18 protein-coding genes and 1 pseudogene are annotated in these 17,615 nt (G+C 62.5%); 10 read left to right on the plus strand and 9 right to left on the minus strand.

From position 1 onward, the window contains the following. The first annotated feature begins 51 nt into the window (after positions 1–51). Both miaB and QP970_RS00715 read left to right on the plus strand, forming a co-directional pair. Positions 52–1,578 carry a tRNA (N6-isopentenyl adenosine(37)-C2)-methylthiotransferase MiaB gene (gene miaB, locus QP970_RS00710; protein WP_284869384.1) on the plus strand — a complete coding sequence of 509 codons (1,527 nt, stop codon included), beginning with the start codon at positions 52–54 and terminating at the stop codon, positions 1,576–1,578. 23 nt (positions 1,579–1,601) lie between these two features. Then, positions 1,602–2,228: an Rv2732c family membrane protein gene (locus tag QP970_RS00715; RefSeq protein WP_284869385.1), complete on the plus strand. Its 627-nt coding sequence runs from the start codon at positions 1,602–1,604 to the stop codon at positions 2,226–2,228. Here the strand turns inward: QP970_RS00715 and QP970_RS00720 are convergent. Beyond that, positions 2,225–3,325: a GNAT family N-acetyltransferase gene (locus QP970_RS00720; protein ID WP_239275492.1), complete on the minus strand. Its 1,101-nt coding sequence runs from the start codon at positions 3,323–3,325 to the stop codon at positions 2,225–2,227. The genes QP970_RS00715 and QP970_RS00720 overlap by 4 nt on opposite strands. Next, a complete protein-coding gene (locus tag QP970_RS00725; protein ID WP_239275494.1) occupies positions 3,325–4,629 on the minus strand; it encodes a DUF349 domain-containing protein in 1,305 nt (434 codons plus the stop codon). The genes QP970_RS00720 and QP970_RS00725 overlap by 1 nt, the downstream gene beginning before the upstream one ends. 136 nt (positions 4,630–4,765) lie before the next feature. Here QP970_RS00725 and QP970_RS00730 point away from each other — a divergent pair, with 136 nt between their 5' ends. Genes QP970_RS00730 through dapF form a run of 3 tightly spaced genes read left to right on the plus strand, consistent with a single transcriptional unit; the run spans position 4,766 to position 7,123 of the window. Then, complete coding sequence (locus QP970_RS00730) at positions 4,766–5,386, plus strand: hypothetical protein (RefSeq protein WP_284869386.1); 621 nt, start codon at positions 4,766–4,768, stop codon at positions 5,384–5,386. Then, positions 5,368–6,267, plus strand: coding sequence for a tRNA (adenosine(37)-N6)-dimethylallyltransferase MiaA (gene miaA, locus QP970_RS00735; protein WP_239269528.1), 900 nt, complete (start codon positions 5,368–5,370; stop codon positions 6,265–6,267). Before QP970_RS00730 ends, miaA begins: the two co-directional genes overlap by 19 nt. A gap of 10 nt (positions 6,268–6,277) precedes the next feature. Next, positions 6,278–7,123 (plus strand): diaminopimelate epimerase, encoded by an 846-nt coding sequence (dapF, locus tag QP970_RS00740; protein ID WP_239269529.1) that lies wholly within the window; start codon positions 6,278–6,280, stop codon positions 7,121–7,123. A gap of 5 nt (positions 7,124–7,128) precedes the next feature. Here dapF and QP970_RS00745 read toward each other — a convergent pair whose 3' ends face one another. Further along, positions 7,129–7,677, minus strand: coding sequence for a hypothetical protein (locus tag QP970_RS00745; RefSeq protein ID WP_284771454.1), 549 nt, complete (start codon positions 7,675–7,677; stop codon positions 7,129–7,131). 11 nt (positions 7,678–7,688) lie between these two features. Next, a complete protein-coding gene (locus tag QP970_RS00750; protein ID WP_239269531.1) occupies positions 7,689–8,498 on the minus strand; it encodes a hypothetical protein in 810 nt (269 codons plus the stop codon). A gap of 75 nt (positions 8,499–8,573) precedes the next feature. On the opposite strand from QP970_RS00750, the gene hflX reads away from it, so the two are divergent. The 3 genes from hflX (at position 8,574) to QP970_RS00765 (ending at position 12,241) form a co-directional block, all read left to right on the plus strand. Beyond that, the gene (gene hflX, locus QP970_RS00755; protein ID WP_023030607.1) at positions 8,574–10,082 is read left to right on the plus strand and encodes a GTPase HflX; all 1,509 of its coding nucleotides are present in this window, start codon (positions 8,574–8,576) and stop codon (positions 10,080–10,082) included. Between the two features lie 32 nt (positions 10,083–10,114). After that, on the plus strand, positions 10,115–11,395 hold the full coding sequence (locus tag QP970_RS00760; RefSeq protein ID WP_239269532.1) for a uracil-xanthine permease family protein: 1,281 nt from the start codon (positions 10,115–10,117) through the stop codon (positions 11,393–11,395). Positions 11,396–11,521: 126 nt separating this feature from the next. After that, positions 11,522–12,241, plus strand: coding sequence for an HNH endonuclease (locus QP970_RS00765; protein ID WP_284869387.1), 720 nt, complete (start codon positions 11,522–11,524; stop codon positions 12,239–12,241). A gap of 438 nt (positions 12,242–12,679) precedes the next feature. On the opposite strand, the gene QP970_RS00770 is transcribed toward QP970_RS00765, so the two are convergent. The 4 genes from QP970_RS00770 to QP970_RS00785 form a co-directional block, all read right to left on the minus strand. Further along, positions 12,680–12,967 (minus strand): hypothetical protein, encoded by a 288-nt coding sequence (locus QP970_RS00770; RefSeq protein ID WP_239269534.1) that lies wholly within the window; start codon positions 12,965–12,967, stop codon positions 12,680–12,682. Positions 12,968–13,002: 35 nt separating this feature from the next. After that, positions 13,003–13,521 carry a hypothetical protein gene (locus QP970_RS00775; RefSeq protein ID WP_239269535.1) on the minus strand — a complete coding sequence of 173 codons (519 nt, stop codon included), beginning with the start codon at positions 13,519–13,521 and terminating at the stop codon, positions 13,003–13,005. A 993-nt stretch (positions 13,522–14,514) separates the two neighbouring features. After that, positions 14,515–14,889 (minus strand): excalibur calcium-binding domain-containing protein, encoded by a 375-nt coding sequence (locus QP970_RS00780; RefSeq protein ID WP_239269536.1) that lies wholly within the window; start codon positions 14,887–14,889, stop codon positions 14,515–14,517. A gap of 124 nt (positions 14,890–15,013) precedes the next feature. After that, positions 15,014–15,286 carry a hypothetical protein gene (locus QP970_RS00785; RefSeq protein WP_239269537.1) on the minus strand — a complete coding sequence of 91 codons (273 nt, stop codon included), beginning with the start codon at positions 15,284–15,286 and terminating at the stop codon, positions 15,014–15,016. Between the two features lie 221 nt (positions 15,287–15,507). On the opposite strand from QP970_RS00785, the pseudogene QP970_RS00790 reads away from it, so the two are divergent. Together QP970_RS00790 and QP970_RS00795 are read left to right on the plus strand one after the other, a co-directional pair. Next, a pseudogene (locus tag QP970_RS00790) lies at positions 15,508–15,915 on the plus strand (solute carrier family 23 protein); the annotation flags it as partial. A 126-nt stretch (positions 15,916–16,041) separates the two neighbouring features. After that, positions 16,042–17,073 (plus strand): HNH endonuclease signature motif containing protein, encoded by a 1,032-nt coding sequence (locus QP970_RS00795; RefSeq protein ID WP_284869388.1) that lies wholly within the window; start codon positions 16,042–16,044, stop codon positions 17,071–17,073. A gap of 221 nt (positions 17,074–17,294) precedes the next feature. On the opposite strand, the gene QP970_RS00800 is transcribed toward QP970_RS00795, so the two are convergent. Beyond that, positions 17,295–17,564, minus strand: a complete 270-nt coding sequence (locus QP970_RS00800) for an HPr family phosphocarrier protein (RefSeq protein WP_239269539.1) — start codon at positions 17,562–17,564, stop codon at positions 17,295–17,297. Positions 17,565–17,615: the final 51 nt, after the last annotated feature.

Below are 17,615 nucleotides of genomic sequence, written 5' to 3' on the forward strand. Positions count from 1 at the left end.
CGAGTTGCGACGGTTATGAGTTGTTCTGGGTGATGGCTAGACTATGCCGACGTGGAGCAGACAATTCCTGAAACTCGTACCTATGAAGTCCGAACCTTCGGCTGCCAGATGAATGTGCACGATTCTGAGCGCATCTCTGGCCTGCTGGAGGAAGCTGGCTACGCGGCCGCAGACGAGGCCACGGAGCCGGATCTCGTCGTCTTTAACACGTGCGCAGTCCGCGAAAACGCCGACAAGCGCCTGTACGGCACGCTGGGCGCATTGAAAAAGACGAAGGAGAACCACCCAGGCATGCAAATTGCCGTGGGCGGGTGCCTTGCGCAAAAGGATAAGGACACCGTCCTTGACAATGCACCGTGGGTGGATGCCGTTTTCGGCACCCACAATATGGCAGCATTACCGACCCTCCTCGAGCGCGCCCGCCATAACGCGGAAGCCCAAGTAGAGATCGTCGATTCGCTAGAGGCGTTCCCCTCGGTATTGCCCGCTAAGCGCGAATCCGCCTACGCGGGTTGGGTATCGGTGTCCGTGGGCTGTAATAACACCTGCACGTTCTGCATCGTTCCCTCCCTGCGCGGAAAGGAAGAGGACCGCCGGCCGGGCGATATCCTAGCCGAGGTACAAGCGCTAGTGGATCAGGGCGTCTCTGAGGTCACCCTGCTAGGCCAGAACGTCAACGCCTACGGCGTGAATTTCGCCGATCCAGAATTGCCGCGCGACCGCTTCGCTTTCTCGAAGCTGCTGCGCGAGGTGGGAAAGATCGACGGCCTCGAGCGCCTGCGGTTTACCTCTCCGCACCCGGCAGAATTTACCTCGGATGTCATCGACGCCATGGCGGAAACCCCGGCCGTGTGCCCGCAGCTGCACATGCCGCTGCAGTCCGGATCGGATAAGGTCTTGAAGGACATGCGCCGCTCTTACCGCACGAAGAAGTTCTTGCGCATCCTCGATGAGGTTCGCGAGAAGATTCCAAACGCGGCGATTACTACCGATATCATCGTCGGCTTCCCAGGCGAGACCGAGGAAGATTTCCAGGACACCATGGAGTTGGTTCGCCGCGCCCGCTTCGCTTCGGCGTTTACCTTCCAGTATTCCCCGCGCCCTGGCACCCCTGCGGCAGAGATGGAAAACCAGGTGCCTAAGGAAGTCGTCCAGGATCGCTTCGAGCGGCTCGTTGCGCTGCAGGATAGCATCCAGGCAGAGGAGAACCAGAACCTCGTGGGCACTGAGGTGGAGCTTTTGGTCCAGGCAGAAGGCGGGCGCAAGAACGACGAGACTCACCGCATGTCGGGTCGCGCTCGCGATGGGCGCCTTGTGCACTTTAGCCCTATCGACGACAACGGCGCGGATATCTCCGCCGAGATTCGCCCCGGCGACGTCGTGCGCACCAAGGTCACCGGCGCAGGCTCGTTCTTCTTGCTTGCCGATGCCGCAGTAGCCACCCACACCCGCACCAAGGCCGGCGACATGTCGGCGGCGGGCCAAACCCCCACTACCGCTCCGATTGGGGTGGGCTTGGGATTGCCGGGCATCGGCAAGCCTGCTGGTGCTGCCGCAGCGGATTCCTGCGGCTGCTAACCGGGGGAGTAGGCTAGGGTTCCATGAGAGAGCGAAATACCACCACCGCCGCCCAGGAGGCGGCACAGGCGGAGCGCCGAGCAGCACAAACCATGGATTTGCGTGGGCAGAAGCTGACGCTGTGGATCGCTGTGGCGGCCTATATTGTCTACCTCATCGTTCCTTATGCCGGTTCTGCCCACGGGTGGCAGGTTCTCAGTTTTGGCACCACCGACGGCGGGGTAAAGATCTCGCTGATGGAAACCGTCTCCGCGTGGCTCGCGCTTCTCGGCGTGGGCGTGCTGACGACGGCGACCCTGCTGACCCGCCGCGCCTCACTCGGGCTGATTGCGTGGATGATGGTGACGGTTTCATTCTTCGTTAACCTGTGGGGCTTTTGGTACCGCGGTTCCACCGCGGATGCCCCGGCCATCGGCATGTGGGTGGGCATGCTGGCAACCTTCCTGGCCTTCTTGGGCTTTAGCCTCGTCGCCCTGCGGCGTAGCCCAGAGCAGCGCGCGGCAGAAGAAAAGGTTCGTGCCTCGGCAGGCCAGCTGGATGAGGTAGGCAAATTCCAATCCAATATTGCGTCCCCGCAGCCGCAGGAGATGCTTGTCGATGACCGCCGGAAAAAGGCCGCCGAGCGCCACCGCCACCAGCACGAGGGCTAAAGGTGGAGCTCCCAGGCAGAAGACTGGGAGATTTCCCGCGCCCCGAGCCGCGCATACAGCGCGTTCATGGCGGCGTCGCCGGCTGCGACGGAACAATAGCAGCGGCGCACCTGTGGCCACGCTTGGTTGACCTCGTGCAGGGCGGTGAGTTTTGCCAATTGCGCCAGTCCTTGCCGGCGGTGGTCGCGGTCGGTGACGGTGAGGGTCCATTCGCAGACCTCCGGATCTGCGGCCTCGTGCCGTGCTAGCTCCGTGAGCGCTACGATGCCCCCAGCATCATCGATGAGCGCCACGAGCAGCGTATGTCCGCGCCGCGAGCGCAGGCGTTGATGCGCTTCTTCCAACCGCTGCCGGGACCAGACGATGGGCTCGGTGGATAAGGTGCCGGTATCGGCATCCGCGGAGGCAACCGTTAAAAGGCGCATGACATCGTCGATATGTTCTTCCGGAATGGCATAGTCCTGCCATATCGCGGCCGAAAGCCCGGGCGGAAAGAGGGCGGCAGCCGGGTGCTCTGGAATATCGATGGCTAGTTGCCGCTCGCTATGGCGCTGCGTAAAGCCCAGGGATTGGTAGACCGCCGCCATTGCGTCATATTCCGGCGCCGTCTCCGGCGGGTGCAGCAGGCCCACGTGCGCGACGCTGCGGCCGAGCTGCTGGGTGATTTTTAAGGCGGTATCTCCCATCCAGGTAGCCACCTTGTGCCCCTCGGCATCAAGGGGTTCACCGGGCAGCGGTAGATCGCACAGGACGCACTCGATTTCCGCGGCATTGCGCTCTTCTAAAAGCGGCAGGCTGATGTGGATAAATCCCACGTAGTCCAGCTCGGGGCTCGGTGCGGTGGCGGGGATCTGGGGCAGACCGAGCTCGGAGACGGGCCCGAGCGTCGCCGGCCCATCGACCACCGCGAAAAGGTAGGTCTGCGATTCGCCCGAACCCTGCAGGCGGTGCACCACGCGGCTAGGCGAAGTCGAGGCCGCCGCATCGCCGCTTGCTTCCTGCGCCGCCAGGTTTGCCCAGAAAACAAAGGAACGGATGCAATCCGCCGGTTCAGCCTCGGCTACCTGGGTTGGGCGCGCAATCTGAACGAGGTGCACTATTTATCGTTGACGGCATTGGCAGCGGCATCGGCAAATTCCTGCCATTGCTCCGCCTGCGCGCGCAGCTCCGCGGCCTTCTTCTCCTTGCCTTTAGCCTCTGCGGCCGCGGACTGGGCCTTGAAGTCTTCCACCTTCGCCTGGAATTGGGCCACGCGAGCCTGCGCTTCAGGGTCGGTGCGCCGCCATTCGGATTCTTCTGCTTGGGTGACGCGCTTTTCTAGCTGCTCAATTTTGGATTCGTACTCGCGCACCTGGTTGCGGGGCACGAAGCCGATTTCCTCCCACTTTTCCTGCAGCTCACGCAGCTTAGCCTTGGCCTTGTCCATGCTTTGCGATGGGTCGATTTGGCTGTCGTATTCCGCAAGCAGCGCATCCTTCGCCTTGGCGTTTTCGGCGAACTCGCGGTCCCGCTCGTCGTTGACCGCATTGCGGGCATCAAAAAAGCGGTCCTGCGCTGCGCGGAACTTCGCCCACAGCTGGTCATCGACCTCGCGCGGGGCGCGGCCGGCCGCCTTCCACTCCGCCATTAGATCGCGGTAGGCGCGGGCGGTGGGGCCCCAATCGGTGGAGTCCTGGATGGCCTCGGCGCGCTCGACGAGTTCTTCCTTCTTCTTTCGCGCCGCCGCGCGGGCACGATCGAGATCCGCAAAGTGCGAACCGCGGCGCCTATTAAAGGAATCGCGGGCGCGAGAGTAGCGCTTCCACAGGCCGTCATCGGTCTTCTTATCGATACCCTTAATCTGCTTCCACTCTTCCAAAATGGCGCGGATGCGGTCGCCGGCGGCCTTCCATTCCGTAGAGTTTTCGGCAATCTCTTCGGCCTCGGCGGCGAGCTTTTCCTTCGCCGCAATCGCGTCCTGACGGCGCTTTTCCCGCTCCGCCTGCGCCTGCTCACCGGCCACAACGGAGTGATCAATAACCGCAGCGAGGCGGCGATCCAGCGCCGCGATATCGCCAATGACCGCAGCGGTAGGCAGGGTCTCGCGGAGTTCGGCGGCGGTTTGCTTGATTCCTGCGGCCTCGCCTGGGTTGGCGCGCAGGCGAGCCTCTAGGAGCTCGATCTCGGTGGCTAGGTCATCATACCGGGCGCCGAAGTGCTCGAGGCCCTCCTGCGCAGAGCCTGCCTGCCATTCTCCAATCTTGCGCTCGCCCTCGGGGGCGGAAACGAAGACGGACCCATCGGCATCGACGCGCCCCCACTTGGCCGGATCGTTCTTGCTCGGTGATTGCACGGGCACGGGCTTGGCTGTGGGGCGGGGGCCCTTCTTGGGCATGGAACCTGGGGTAGGGGTGGGAGACATGGAAAGCCCTCCTAGACATATATCGCCGCGCGTCACGGCTGCCGGATGAAATCACTGGTTACATTACCGCGAAAAATCGCCGTGTGCCTAGAATCTATTTAATTACCTCCTCTTGGGTAGATAGTATGGAGGAATAATGTTCAATCTCATGGTTATGCCCGCCTCGCCGGCGCTGGCAGTCGAGCTAGCCCCCAACGATGCCGCCTCGCGGGCGCTGCTGGCAGCGGCGCGCACGCTGGCGGTCGAAGCCGCAGCCGCCGGCATTGGCGAAGCAGAAATTATCGGATCCCGCTCCTCGCGGTGGCATACCCGCCACGCGGGAAGCCTACGCGCCTGGGGAGCCGACCAGGTGCACGTGGGCGCCGGAAACTACCTGCCAGAAATCATGGCCCGCTACGTCCTTTCCACGGTCCCACAGATAACGGTGCGCGATAGCCGCGACCGCCTGGGCACGCCAGACCCAAAGGTCCTTAGCATCGTGGTCGCAGACGGCAGCGCGGGGCTTACCGAGAGAGCACCGCTGGCCCTTATCCCCGGCGCGCAGGAGGCGCACCGGTGGTGCGAGGAGGTGTTGATGGGGGCATCGGCAAGCAGCGAGGCCGAATGGCTGAAGCAACGCGGCGTGGAAGAGCCAGCGCTCTGGCTCGAGCTTGCCGCCTGCACGCCCAAGCGCGCGCAGGTCCGGGCGACGGACGCCACCCTCGGGGTAGGCCGCTACGTGGCAGGTTGGGAGGTAACATGCGCCCCATCGCAGTAGTTGGCCCCACCGCGTCCGGCAAATCCGCGCTCGGGCTGGCCCTTGCCCATGAACTGGGTGGGGAAGTGGTCAATGTCGATTCCATGCAGTTATACCGCGGCATGGATATCGGGACCGCGAAGCTTTCCCCCGCAGAGCGCGAAGGCATCCCGCATCACCAACTCGATGTCTGGGACGTGACGGAGACTGCTTCCGTGGCGCGCTATCAGCAGGCGGCCTTGCGCGATATCGAGGACATCATGTCCCGCGACAAGACGCCCATCCTCGTCGGCGGATCCATGCTCTATGCCCAGGCGTTGGTGGATGACTGGCAATTCCCGCCCACCGATCCGCAGGTGCGGGCCAAATACGAGGCCCGCCGCGCCGATATCGGAACGGATGCACTCCACGCCGAGCTCGCACGCGTCGATCCGGCCGCCGCCGCCATCATCGAGGACAAAGACCCCCGCCGCACCGTCCGGGCGCTCGAGGTCATCGAGCTGACCGGCAAGTCCTTTAAGGCCAGCCAGCCGCCGAAGAACGGCCCGCCCCGGTGGGGGACGAAGCTGCTGGGGCTGCGGACTGATAGCGAGTGGTTGAACCCGCGCATCGAAAAGCGCACGCACCTCATGTTTGAGCAAGGCCTCGTCGAGGAAGTCGAGCGCCTGCAGGATAAGGGGCTTGTGGCCGATTCCACCGCGGGTCGCGCCATTGGCTATGCGCAGGTTCTACAAGCCCAGCGCGGCGAGCTGACCTGGGAGAATGTCGTGGAGCGCACGATTACTGGCACCCGCCGGTACGTGCGCCGCCAGCGTTCCTGGTTTAACCGCGATAAGCGCATTACCTGGCTCGATGCCGAGGGCGATACTATGGCCCAGGCTTTGTATGCGCTTCGGCGCTAGGGTAGAAGGCATGAAATTTGCCAAAGGCCATGGAACCGAAAATGACTTCGTCATCGTAGAAGACTTCGACGCCGAGGCGCCGCTCTCACCGGAGCGCGTAGCGGCGCTGTGTGACCGCCGGGCGGGAATCGGCGGCGATGGCCTGTTGCGCGTAGTGCGCGCCGGCGCCCTCGTGGACGCAGGAGAGCTGGCGGCACTTCCGGACGGGGTGGATTCCGCCGACTGGTTTATGGATTACCGCAACGCCGATGGGTCCGTGGCGGAAATGTGCGGCAATGGCACCCGCGTCTTTGCCCACTGGCTGCGTTCGCACGACTTGGTGGGCGAGGACGCATTCACCATCGGTACCCGGGCGGGCGCCAAGCAGGTGACGGTGCATTCCTGTGACGCTACCGACGCGAGCGTCACCGTGGAGATGGGCCCCGCGCGCGTGACCGGGGTATCTACCGCGTCCGTGGGCGGTGAGTCCTACGCCGGCCTCGGGGTGGATATGGGCAACCCGCACCTCGCGGCCGTCATTCCGGGCTTGGAGCCAGCAGCTTTGGCCGCCAAGGACCTAACGGCGCCGGTCTACGATGAGTCCTTCTTCCCGGGCGGGGTGAATTTTGAGCTGGTCACCCCGCTGCGCGAGGGGCACGTGCATATGCGCGTCTTTGAGCGCGGGGTTGGGGAGACGCAGTCGTGCGGTACGGGCACGGTCGCGGCAGCTACCGCCGCGCTTGCCGATGCCGCCCAAGCCCTCGGCACCGTCCACGTCCACGTTCCTGGCGGCGAGGTCACCGTTGAGGTCTATGAGAACGGCACGCGCTTGACGGGACCGTCCGCCATCGTCGCGACGGGCGAAACGAGCCTGTAAAAGCCTTAGTCTTCGTCGTCGAACTGCCGGGTGCGGTAATCCGGGCCGAGCCGGAAGGCCGCGCGGCGGGCCGCCAACCACGATTCTTTCAGCTCGCGGGCGCGCTCATCGGTGACGCGGAGGAGGGCTTCCAAGTCCTGTGTGCGCATGCCGTGGGAGTGGATGCGGATATTGAGCCGGCGGAGAAAGCGGCGTGCCCCAGCCAATTCGTAGTGGAACGCATCGATGGCGGGGTGGGAACAGTCGAGGTCCAGCAGTGCAGGCCGGTACAGCGTGCGATCCGCCAGCGGCTCGGCCTCTGTGGACGTTTCGAATTCCTCGAATTCGGCGATGACGTCCTGGATATCGTCCGCCGAAAGCGAAATGGAGCTGCGCAGGGCCTTTCTTTCCGCGGTATCGGGGCGCGTGCGCAGCATGAACCAGCCCGCGCCCACCAGCATGGCGGCGATGATGAGGCCGGGCAGTTTTAGTGTTACAACGATCGCGATCGCGCAAAGGACCAAGAGGACAAAGACAAGTGTCCTCCGGTTTTGCGGATCGCTAAGGAAAGGCATGGCCTAAAAATCTAGTGCCCGCCGCAGCCGCAACCGCCGGATCCACAACCGCATCCGCCATCGCCGCAGCCGCCGGACGGCATGTCAATAGCGGCGGTGAGCAGGGCCGTACCGGAGATCACGGAATCCTTGACCGGCAATTCGCCACGGTCCGCCGGCAGGCAGAGATCGAAGGGGAATAGCCCATCCATGACGAGGTGCGCGAATTTCTCACCGGTGAGTTCATTGGTACGCCATTCGGCTTCCATCACCCGGGCGGCGAAGGTAGCCGCCGGCGTGGGGGCCTGCGCGCCGGAGCCAGAGGCGATGACGCGGGCGCCCTCGGATTCAAAGAGGGCGGGGTATTCGCCGTTTTCGGCCTCGTAGGCGGCCGGGGACTCGTAGGTGGTGATATCGAGCCCCATGGCGGTCAGCGATACCTGCTGCCATTCCTGCCGCGGTTCTTCTGCCAACAGCGGCCCCTGCGCGAGGTTCGCCGTGACCTGGGCCAGCGGCGTGCCGAAGGGATCGATGATGTCCATGATCGCTAGCACGTCATTAAACATCTCCACGTGGGCGAAACCCTGCGTGACCGCGTCGAAGCCGATAAAGGTGGCGTAGGGTTCGACCGCCAAGATATTAAGCTGGGCGCCCGAGGGGTCGCCGTATTGAATGAGCTGGCCACCGCGGACCTCGCCGGTAACGGCAAGGCGGTTCGTGGCGATGGCTGCTTCGACCGCGTCCTGCCAGCGTTCGAAATCCAGGCCGATCGCCTGCATCTCGGTATTCTTCTTCTGGGTAGTAGTCGTTGGCCTAGGCTGCGTCGTTTCCATAGGCACCATTGTATCGCTTTGTCCAGTAAGCCCGGAAACCGCAATTCCCGTTTTGCGGTCTAACGTGCCAAAATAGATAGCAATATGAACAAATTTTCCCCGCAGAATTCTGATAGCTCGGCGAGCAAGGACGAACTTCTCGCCCAGGCCTTCCGCGACCACGCGGACACCCCGCAGGAAACCACGCCCACCAGCGGCGATCTAGATTTGGCCGAGCGCAATGCCTTCCGCCGCGTTACCCGCGAGACCTCCATCCGCGCCGAGGACACCACCGATGGCTACGAGGTGGAATACCGAAAACTGCGCCTCGAGCGCGTCATCCTCGTGGGCGTGTGGACCGAAGGCACCGTAGCGGAGGTCGAGGCCACGATGGATGAGCTGGCCGCCCTGACCGAAACCGCCGGCGCGGACGTGGTCGAAATGATCTACCAAAAGCGCGATAAACCGGACCCAGGCACCTTCATCGGCTCGGGCAAGGTCAAAGAGCTCCACGATATCGTCGAGGCCACCGGCGCCGATACCGTCGTGTGCGATGGTGAGCTGAACCCCGGCCAGCTCACGGCATTAGAGCGCGCGCTCAATACCAAGGTCATCGACCGCACCATGCTCATCTTGGACATCTTTGCCCAACACGCAAAGTCCAAGGAGGGCAAGGCGCAGGTCTCGCTGGCGCAGCTGGAATACCTCTATACCCACACCCGCGGTTGGGGCGGCAATCTCTCGCGCCAGGCCGGCGGCCGCGCCGGTTCCAATGGTGGCGTCGGCCTGCGCGGGCCCGGTGAAACCAAGATCGAGACCGACCGCCGGCGCATTCGCACCGAAATGGCGCGCCTGCGCAAGGAACTGCGCGGGATGAAGACCGCCCGCGAGGTCAAGCGTTCCCGGCGCCAGTCCTCCACGATCGCCCAGATCGCCATCGCCGGCTACACCAACGCCGGCAAATCCTCGCTCATTAATGCCATGACGAACGCGGGCGTGCTTGTGGAAGACGCCCTATTTGCCACCCTGGATCCCACCACGCGGCGGGCCTCGCTTGCCGATGGCCGCCAGGTCGTCTTCACCGATACCGTCGGCTTCGTTCGCCACCTGCCTACCCAGCTGGTGGAGGCTTTCAAATCCACCCTGGAAGAAGTACTCGCCGCCGATATTATGCTGCACGTCGTGGACGGATCGGACCCGTTCCCGCTCAAGCAAATCGAGGCGGTCAATAAGGTCATCTACGATATCGTCAGCGAGACTGGTGAGCAGGCCCCGCCGGAAATCATCGTGATCAACAAGATTGACCAGGCCGACCCGCTCGTGCTCGCGGAGCTGCGCCACGTCCTGGATCATGAGGACGTCGTCTATGTTTCGGCGCGCACGGGGGAGGGCATCGACGAGCTGAGCGCGCGCGTGGAGCTCTTCCTCAACTCCCGCGATAGCCACGTTAAGCTGCAGGTTCCCTTCACCCGCGGCGATGTCGTCTCGCGCGTGCACGCCGAGGGCACCGTGCGCAGCGAGGAATACACCGAGGACGGCACGCTTGTCGATGTCCGCCTGCCCGCCACCACCGCCCGCGAGCTCGCCGAATTCATCGTGGAGGAAGATTCCTAAAACTCGTGCTCCATGGGCCATAATGGTGGTTCGTGAGCATACTAGGTTGGACCGTCCACGGCGACGGTAAGAAAATTGCACCAGGCGCCGTGGTCGCGCCCGAGGAACGACTAAGTTGGGGCCGAACCATTGGCATCGGCATGCAGCACGTGGTGGCGATGTTTGGTGCCACGCTGCTGGTGCCCACCCTGACCGGATTTCCGGTCAATACCACGCTGCTGTTTTCCGGCATCGGCACCATCCTCTTCCTGCTGATTACGCGCAATCGCCTGCCGTCCTACCTGGGTTCGTCGTTTGCCTTCATCGCCCCGCTGACCGCCTCGCAGCAATACGGGATTGCGGCGCAGGCCGGATCCATTCTGGTGACCGGTTTGGTGCTGGTGGCGGTCGGTTTTGTGGTCAAGGCTGCCGGCAAGCGGGTGCTCGATGCTGTGATGCCGCCGGCGGTTACCGGCGCCATCGTCGCGCTCATCGGGCTTAATTTGGCGCCGAATGCGGCCGAGAACTTCGCCTCGCAGCCCTTGGTCGCAGGCATCACGCTGCTGGTTATTCTCCTAGCCACGGTTGCCGGGCGCGGCATGGTTTCGCGCCTGTCCATCCTCATCGGCGTGGTCGTCGGCTGGGTTTTCGCCGCCCTGACCGGTAATTTAGGCGAGGATGCCAGGGCTGCCATCGATGCCGCGCCGTGGGTAGGCCTGCCCGAATTTCACGCCCCAGAGTTCCATCTTTCCGCCATCGCCGTGGCCTTGCCGGTGCTCGTGGTGCTGATTGCGGAAAACGTCGGCCACGTCAAGGCCGTTTCTGAGATGACCAACCGCGACTTGGACGACCTTGCCGGCGATGCCCTGATTGCCGATGGCCTCGCTTCCTCCCTCGCCGGTGGTTTCGGCGGCTCCGGTACCACGACCTATGCCGAGAATATCGGCGTTATGGCCGCCACGCGCGTCTATTCCACGGCCGCGTATTGGGTTGCGGCCCTGACCGCTATTTTGCTGGCGTTCGTCCCGAAGTTCGGTGCGCTGATTTTCACCATCCCCACCGGCGTGCTTGGCGGGGCCACCCTCGTGCTCTATGGGCTTATCGGCATGCTGGGCGTGCGGATCTGGATGGATAATGAGGTCAACTTCAATAACCCGGTGAACCTGACGGCGGCCGCGGTGGCCTTGATCGCGGGCATCGGCAACCTGACCCTGACCGTGGGTGGGGTGAGCTTGGAGGGCATCGCCTGGGGCTCTGTCGGCATCATCATTGCGTATCCCATCATGCGGCGGCTGTACGAAACCGTGGGCGAAGGCCACGACGCTAAATACTAAATTCTGTGGATAACTTTGTTGACCCCGCCGCGAAATAGCGCCGTGGCGGTACGGTTCGCGGCCTAATCCACAGGCCTTCGTGCGTGCGGTCGCGGCCGCGCCGGATTGTGCGTTGTACTAGGCGGCATGAACGCACTCGACCGTTATTTAACCGCGCTGGGCCAAGGGATGGATATCATCGCCGCCGCCCGGGGCTTAAGCGAGCGTGATGTGGTGCAGCGCGGCGCCAGCGACATCGCCGCGCGCGAGGTGGTGCATCTTTGCGATGTCTATTTTGGCCGCTGTGCCTTTAGCGCCAAGCAACGCACGGCGCGCTCGACGACGCACCCGCTCGACGTGCTCAGCCTCATCGAAAAGTTCGCGCTGCGCGCTCGCACCCAGCGCGATGCTTGGGACATACGCTCCGAGTTATGTGAGTTCCGCGGAAGCGCCACTGCCTTGCGTAAGCGGGCGCGCGACCTTTTGCGGGAGCTACAGCCGCCCCGCACTCCGAAGAAAGGGGTGCGGATCACCCGCCGGCCGCGCGGCCCGTGGTCGTTGACCATCACCGGGGAGTCCGCCGACGTCGCCGATATGCACTCTGCCCTTGATACCGAGCGCCCATTGGAATCGGTCAAATCCATCTTCTTCGGCGGGAAGTCCGGAGCGCGCACCACCGTCACCACGCAGGTGGTCATCACCTTGGACGAGCTCGACCGCATCGTCGATGGCGATGGCGAGGAAATAACCCTGCAGCTTACCAATGGCTCGCGCATCAGCGGTGCCGACCTCGCGAGCCGCGTCTTAAGCGATCACGGGTACATCACGCTGGTACACCCTGTAGAGGCCAGGGGCCAAGGTTGTTGATGGTGATCCGGTAGAGGTCTCGGGTGGTCTTGCGCACGGCCCGGGCGGCCCAGGCTTCCATGATCTGCTGGACGGTGCGCTTGCGGGCTGGGGTCGATCCACTCCTCGCGGTGAAGCGCGCGCACTTGCTCCTGGAGCCAGGCTTTGGCCTGCTTCTCGGTGTCGAAGGTCTTGGAGTGCTCCCGGTCGATGTTGTTCCGGTAGCGGGCTACCCAGCGGGTGCGGCCTTTGGTGTAGGTGCTGTCGGCCTTCTTGCGGGGTTTGGTGACGCGGCGTTGGATAGCCGTGCTATACTCCTTGGAGGTGTTTGATCCTCGTGGTGGGGGACAGGCCCGTTGTTTCCCCGGTGGTGCGCAGGCCATCGGGGGTTTTCTCATTGGGATCCAAGCATAGCAAGGAGGGCCACGGGTGATGTTCCCGTGTCCCACTGTGCTGGGTTTATCCTTTTGGTATGGGAGCGAAGGTTCCGTCTAGCACTATTTTTGCTGGACTCATTTTCGCTTCAACTGCTATGGATACGGCTTCGTCAAGATGTACAGCCATGAGAGAGATTGGATGGTTGTCATCCCTAGCGCATCTCTCAAAGTAGCCTATCCACTCTGAATCGGTTAGTGCTATCGGAATGGAACTGACTACGTTCTTGGCGTGACCTCGGACTATATTGACCCTTAACCCATCGTCATCTTCCATAAGATGGAGCCGCTTGTGGTTAGCAAAGTATGCCACGAGTTGCTCCTTGATGGAGTTGGCCTGGGGTGACATCAGTTGCACCCGTCATCCGTCGGAAAAGTGGTGAGCACTTCATGCTTGTCGGTCAGGATCGTCTTTGTTCGCTTTGTCTTGACGACTTCTCCAGAGTCCTTGTTGACGAGATAGATCTCTGAGCTGACACACCATTTGCCACCATCTTGCGGGGCAGTTTGATCGGGATTAGTGATGTTCTTGGTGAGCGCCATGTCTGCGATGTCGCGCCAGTTACGTCCCTCGATGTCGGCGAGTGTTTGCCACTGCGGGCCGTGGCGGTTGACAATGTGGCGGAATCCGACGTTCTCAGTTCCGCATTTCAGGGTGATGTCGCCAGCGCCAAGCTGGTTTTCTGGCGGCCCGTAGGGGCCACCGTGCCATGTGCGGATCACCTTGCCAATGTCTTTTGCTCCGTCTTGTGGGCAAGCGCCCCAAACCGCAGGATCTGGCATGTCAACAGCCTGCGCGGGGATCGTAGTGAGTGGGCCGAATACCGCTGCGCTAAGGCTGACCGCAAGTAGTTTTTTGATTCTCATGTCCCCTCCTTAACTAGTGGGACTGGGATATCAATCATGGTAGTGTAGTGCCGCAGGTTTCACAACCAAGAAGAAGAGATTCCCCTCACGTCAGATACGTACGAAAGCGCCCCTGGCTTGCATGAGGTCAGGGGCAGGTAAGGAGTTTTGCAGGGGGCTACAGGGCGGCGTCGAACTCCGCTGCGCACTGTTTCGTCCATCCGGTGGTGCCGTCGGTGAATACCGTGGTGCCACGCTGGTAAAGGGTGTGGTCGGTGAGGCAGTGGGAGGTGGTCTGCCCGGTGTCCTGTACAGGCGGGGCAGGCGGTGCCGTGGCGTCATCGACCAGCTGGGCGGGTTGCGCGGGTAGCTCTGAGGTGTTGTCATCACCTTGAGCAGGGGCCGGAGCCCCTGGAAGATCCAGTACCCAAGCCTTCGTCGCACCTCTCGGGGTGAGATGATGAGCTTTTCCGCGTTCGCAGGTACCGCGTAGACGTTCTGCGTGCGCTGTTTTCACCCACGCGGGTGAGGCTATCCCCTGTGGGGGACAAAGATTCGCAATCGAATGCGATGCCCAGCGGCTCCGAATATCCGTCCTTCGTGAGCACTTTCGCGTCGCCGGTGGTGAAGGAGAAGTTATCCGACCAGGAGTACTCATTGACGGCGATCTCCGCGTCAAAGGTGAGATAGGTCTGCTCCTCGGTGGGGCGTCTACGTAGCTGGCGACTCGGGGACACTGGTCATGTAGAGCCACGTTGCTGATAGTGACGTCAATGTCGCAGGTCCGATCACCATCGCAGGTGATGGTGAAAGGCTCTCCTTCATTGATGGTGTCCAGTGTGGGGTCCGAGGACGCAGCCACCTCGGTGGAAGGAGCGGCTTCCGCAGTCGTGGTGATGTCCTCCTTGGCCTCATTAGCGCTGCTGCACGCGGACAGGAGCAGGGCAGCGGGGATCAAGACGCCCATGGGCCGGATAGTGGTGCACTGCATGATGGGTTCCTTTCTAGGTGGGGCTACTCGCAGGCCACGCCGTCGCCGTCTTTGTCGAGATCGCGGCTGTTACCGGAGCTGTCTGTGTAGAGCGGAGCAGCACCGGCAGCACGCACGGCTGCGCAGTTCTTGTAGTAGGTGGATGCTTCACGGGCGGGGGCGACAGGAGCTTCATAGGCGGGAGCAGGATCCGCCACAGGGGCCGGAGCGTTAGCCTCCTCCACGTCCCCCGCAGCGGTGTCGTTGCTCTCCTCGACAGCGGTTTCCACCGGCTCCTCAACCTGCTCTGGCTCCTCCTCCTGGGTGACCACCTCGGTCAGGGTGACCTCTGCGGTCACAGCCCCCTCTGAGGTCACCTCCACAACGCAGGTCTGCATCGCCGTAGGAGTCTCCACCACAGGCTCCTTCTCGGGTACGTCGCTCTCTGTCGCCGGGACAATCGCAGACCCCACAACCAGCCCCACGATGGACCCGATGGCAATGACAGGCCACCGCCGGTTGACCTTCTCAGCGGCGGGCGGCTTACCAAGCAGGTACGATCCGTTTCGGACAAGAACGTGTAATTCTCAACCCCCTTCGCGGCTTCCGCAGAGCGTCCCTGTCGTGCTTCTCACAGTACATCCACCAGCCGCCAGGCAAGATGATCGCGACCCCCATGATGACCGCACCGATGAAGGCTCCAACACCGCCCTTCTCGATGCTGAGGAGACCTCCGAGCACCACCAGCACCCCGAGGATGGTGGAGGCCCAGGCCAGGACGGCTTTCCAGGTTGGCGGTTTATGCTGCTCAGCCATAATTCAACTCCCAGTATCTCGTGTCACAGGGGGTACGAAAGTATCCTAAGCCGCCCAGCTCGCAAGGCAGAACACAACGCGGGTAGCGGGGGACACCTCCAGGATCCCGCAAAAATCCCGCAAGCCACGCCGGAACCCCCGGAATGGCCGGAATAACCTGAATGCTCGGACGGTTCTGACCTGCGGAACTGTGAAACCACTGGTAGTGGAATCGGGTTGCAACGTTTGCAGAGAATATCGGCGTTATGGCCGCCACGCGCGTCTATTCCACGGCCGCGTATTGGGTTGCGGCCCTGACCGCTATTTTGCTGGCGTTCGTCCCGAAGTTCGGTGCGCTGATTTTCACCATCCCCACCGGCGTGCTTGGCGGGGCCACCCTCGTGCTCTATGGGCTTATCGGCATGCTGGGCGTGCGGATCTGGATGGATAATGAGGTCAACTTCAATAACCCGGTGAACCTGACGGCGGCCGCGGTGGCCTTGATCGCGGGCATCGGCAACCTGACCCTGACCGTGGGTGGGGTGAGCTTGGAGGGCATCGCCTGGGGCTCTGTCGGCATCATCATTGCGTATCCCATCATGCGGCGGCTGTACGAAACCGTGGGCGAAGGCCACGACGCTAAATACTAAATTCTGTGGATAACTTTGTTGACCCCGCCGCGAAATAGCGCCGTGGCGGTACGGTTCGCGGCCTAATCCACAGGCCTTCGTGCGTGCGGTCGCGGCCGCGCCGGATTGTGCGTTGTACTAGGCGGCATGAACGCACTCGACCGTTATTTAACCGCGCTGGGCCAAGGGATGGATATCATCGCCGCCGCCCGGGGCTTAAGCGAGCGTGATGTGGTGCAGCGCGGCGCCAGCGACATCGCCGCGCGCGAGGTGGTGCATCTTTGCGATGTCTATTTTGGCCGCTGTGCCTTTAGCGCCAAGCAACGCACGGCGCGCTCGACGACGCACCCGCTCGACGTGCTCAGCCTCATCGAAAAGTTCGCGCTGCGCGCTCGCACCCAGCGCGATGCTTGGGACATACGCTCCGAGTTATGTGAGTTCCGCGGAAGCGCCACTGCCTTGCGTAAGCGGGCGCGCGACCTTTTGCGGGAGCTACAGCCGCCCCGCACTCCGAAGAAAGGGGTGCGGATCACCCGCCGGCCGCGCGGCCCGTGGTCGTTGACCATCACCGGGGAGTCCGCCGACGTCGCCGATATGCACTCTGCCCTTGATACCGAGCGCCCATTGGAATCGGTCAAATCCATCTTCTTCGGCGGGAAGTCCGGAGCGCGCACCACCGTCACCACGCAGGTGGTCATCACCTTGGACGAGCTCGACCGCATCGTCGATGGCGATGGCGAGGAAATAACCCTGCAGCTTACCAATGGCTCGCGCATCAGCGGTGCCGACCTCGCGAGCCGCGTCTTAAGCGATCACGGGTACATCACGCTTGTGCATCCCGTTGAAGGGCCGGTCAACTTGTACCGCACGTCCCGGTTTGCCAACGCGAAGCAGCGCTTGATGGCGGCCGCCTTCAATCCCGTATGCCCCTGGGAAAAATGCAATTATCCTGCCGATGAGTGCCAGATCCACCACCTAGAAAGCTGGCAGCACGGTGGCAATACCAATGCCGCTAACCTCGCTACTTGTTGCCCGTACCATAACGGCGTCAACGATGATGACCCGCAGGCCCCGCCGCGGCGCGGGAGATTGGCCCGAATACAAGGAAAGGTCCGCTGGCTTCCGCCGTGGGCCACGAACCCCGGCAGCCCGAACGAAAACGACAGGCCGCCATCCTAAGAATCCGGGACAAGAGGATTAGCACAAAAAGATCCGCACCCCGCACGGATTTACAGGTTCAGGGTCAAAATCCTAGCGACCGTGCTTATGCGCCGCGCGAGCGAGCTGAATAGCCGGCGCAATGGGCACTGGGAAACCCGCCGATGGATCGCAAAAGCTCCCCGCCGTCAAGGCGAGGAGCGTACGAGTCGTGTTTAAACGCTAGTTATGAGCAGCAGCGCTTAGGAAGCGTCGAGATCCTGCTCGATGAGGCCGGCGATCTTCTCAACGGCTTCTTCGTTGTCAGAGGTAACGGTGACCTCGTCGCCCTGCTCGGCACCGAGGGCCATGATCATCAGGGAAGAAGCCGCGTCGGTTTCGTTATCGTCATCTTCACCGACGAGGTTCAGGAAGATGTCCTCGTCGTATTCGCCGGCGGCGTCAGCGATGATGGAGGCAGGACGTGCGTGCAGTCCTACAGAGGAGCCCACCTTTACAGTCTTGGAAGCCATGGAAATTATCCTTTCTGTAGTTAATTTATCGTGATCCAGTGTACGAGCGTT

The sequence above is a fragment of the Corynebacterium sp. MSK073 genome (assembly GCF_030232085.1).
In the GTDB taxonomy this organism is placed as follows: domain Bacteria; phylum Actinomycetota; class Actinomycetes; order Mycobacteriales; family Mycobacteriaceae; genus Corynebacterium.

Excerpts from the sequence above, each read along its gene's own strand:
- QP970_RS00750 (WP_239269531.1), bottom strand. The coding sequence starts at position 8,498 with ATGGTGCCTATGGAAACGACGCAGCCTAGGCCAACGACTACTACCCAG.
- QP970_RS00785 (WP_239269537.1), bottom strand. The coding sequence starts at position 15,286 with ATGGCTGAGCAGCATAAACCGCCAACCTGGAAAGCCGTCCTGGCCTGG.
- QP970_RS00715 (WP_284869385.1), top strand. The coding sequence starts at position 1,602 with ATGAGAGAGCGAAATACCACCACCGCCGCCCAGGAGGCGGCACAGGCG.
- QP970_RS00765 (WP_284869387.1), top strand. The coding sequence starts at position 11,522 with ATGAACGCACTCGACCGTTATTTAACCGCGCTGGGCCAAGGGATGGAT.
- QP970_RS00725 (WP_239275494.1), bottom strand. The coding sequence starts at position 4,629 with ATGTCTCCCACCCCTACCCCAGGTTCCATGCCCAAGAAGGGCCCCCGC.
- QP970_RS00730 (WP_284869386.1), top strand. The coding sequence starts at position 4,766 with ATGTTCAATCTCATGGTTATGCCCGCCTCGCCGGCGCTGGCAGTCGAG.
- QP970_RS00800 (WP_239269539.1), bottom strand. The coding sequence starts at position 17,564 with ATGGCTTCCAAGACTGTAAAGGTGGGCTCCTCTGTAGGACTGCACGCA.
- dapF (WP_239269529.1), top strand. The coding sequence starts at position 6,278 with ATGAAATTTGCCAAAGGCCATGGAACCGAAAATGACTTCGTCATCGTA.
- miaA (WP_239269528.1), top strand. The coding sequence starts at position 5,368 with ATGCGCCCCATCGCAGTAGTTGGCCCCACCGCGTCCGGCAAATCCGCG.
- hflX (WP_023030607.1), top strand. The coding sequence starts at position 8,574 with ATGAACAAATTTTCCCCGCAGAATTCTGATAGCTCGGCGAGCAAGGAC.
- QP970_RS00795 (WP_284869388.1), top strand. The coding sequence starts at position 16,042 with ATGAACGCACTCGACCGTTATTTAACCGCGCTGGGCCAAGGGATGGAT.
- QP970_RS00745 (WP_284771454.1), bottom strand. The coding sequence starts at position 7,677 with ATGCCTTTCCTTAGCGATCCGCAAAACCGGAGGACACTTGTCTTTGTC.
- QP970_RS00775 (WP_239269535.1), bottom strand. The coding sequence starts at position 13,521 with ATGAGAATCAAAAAACTACTTGCGGTCAGCCTTAGCGCAGCGGTATTC.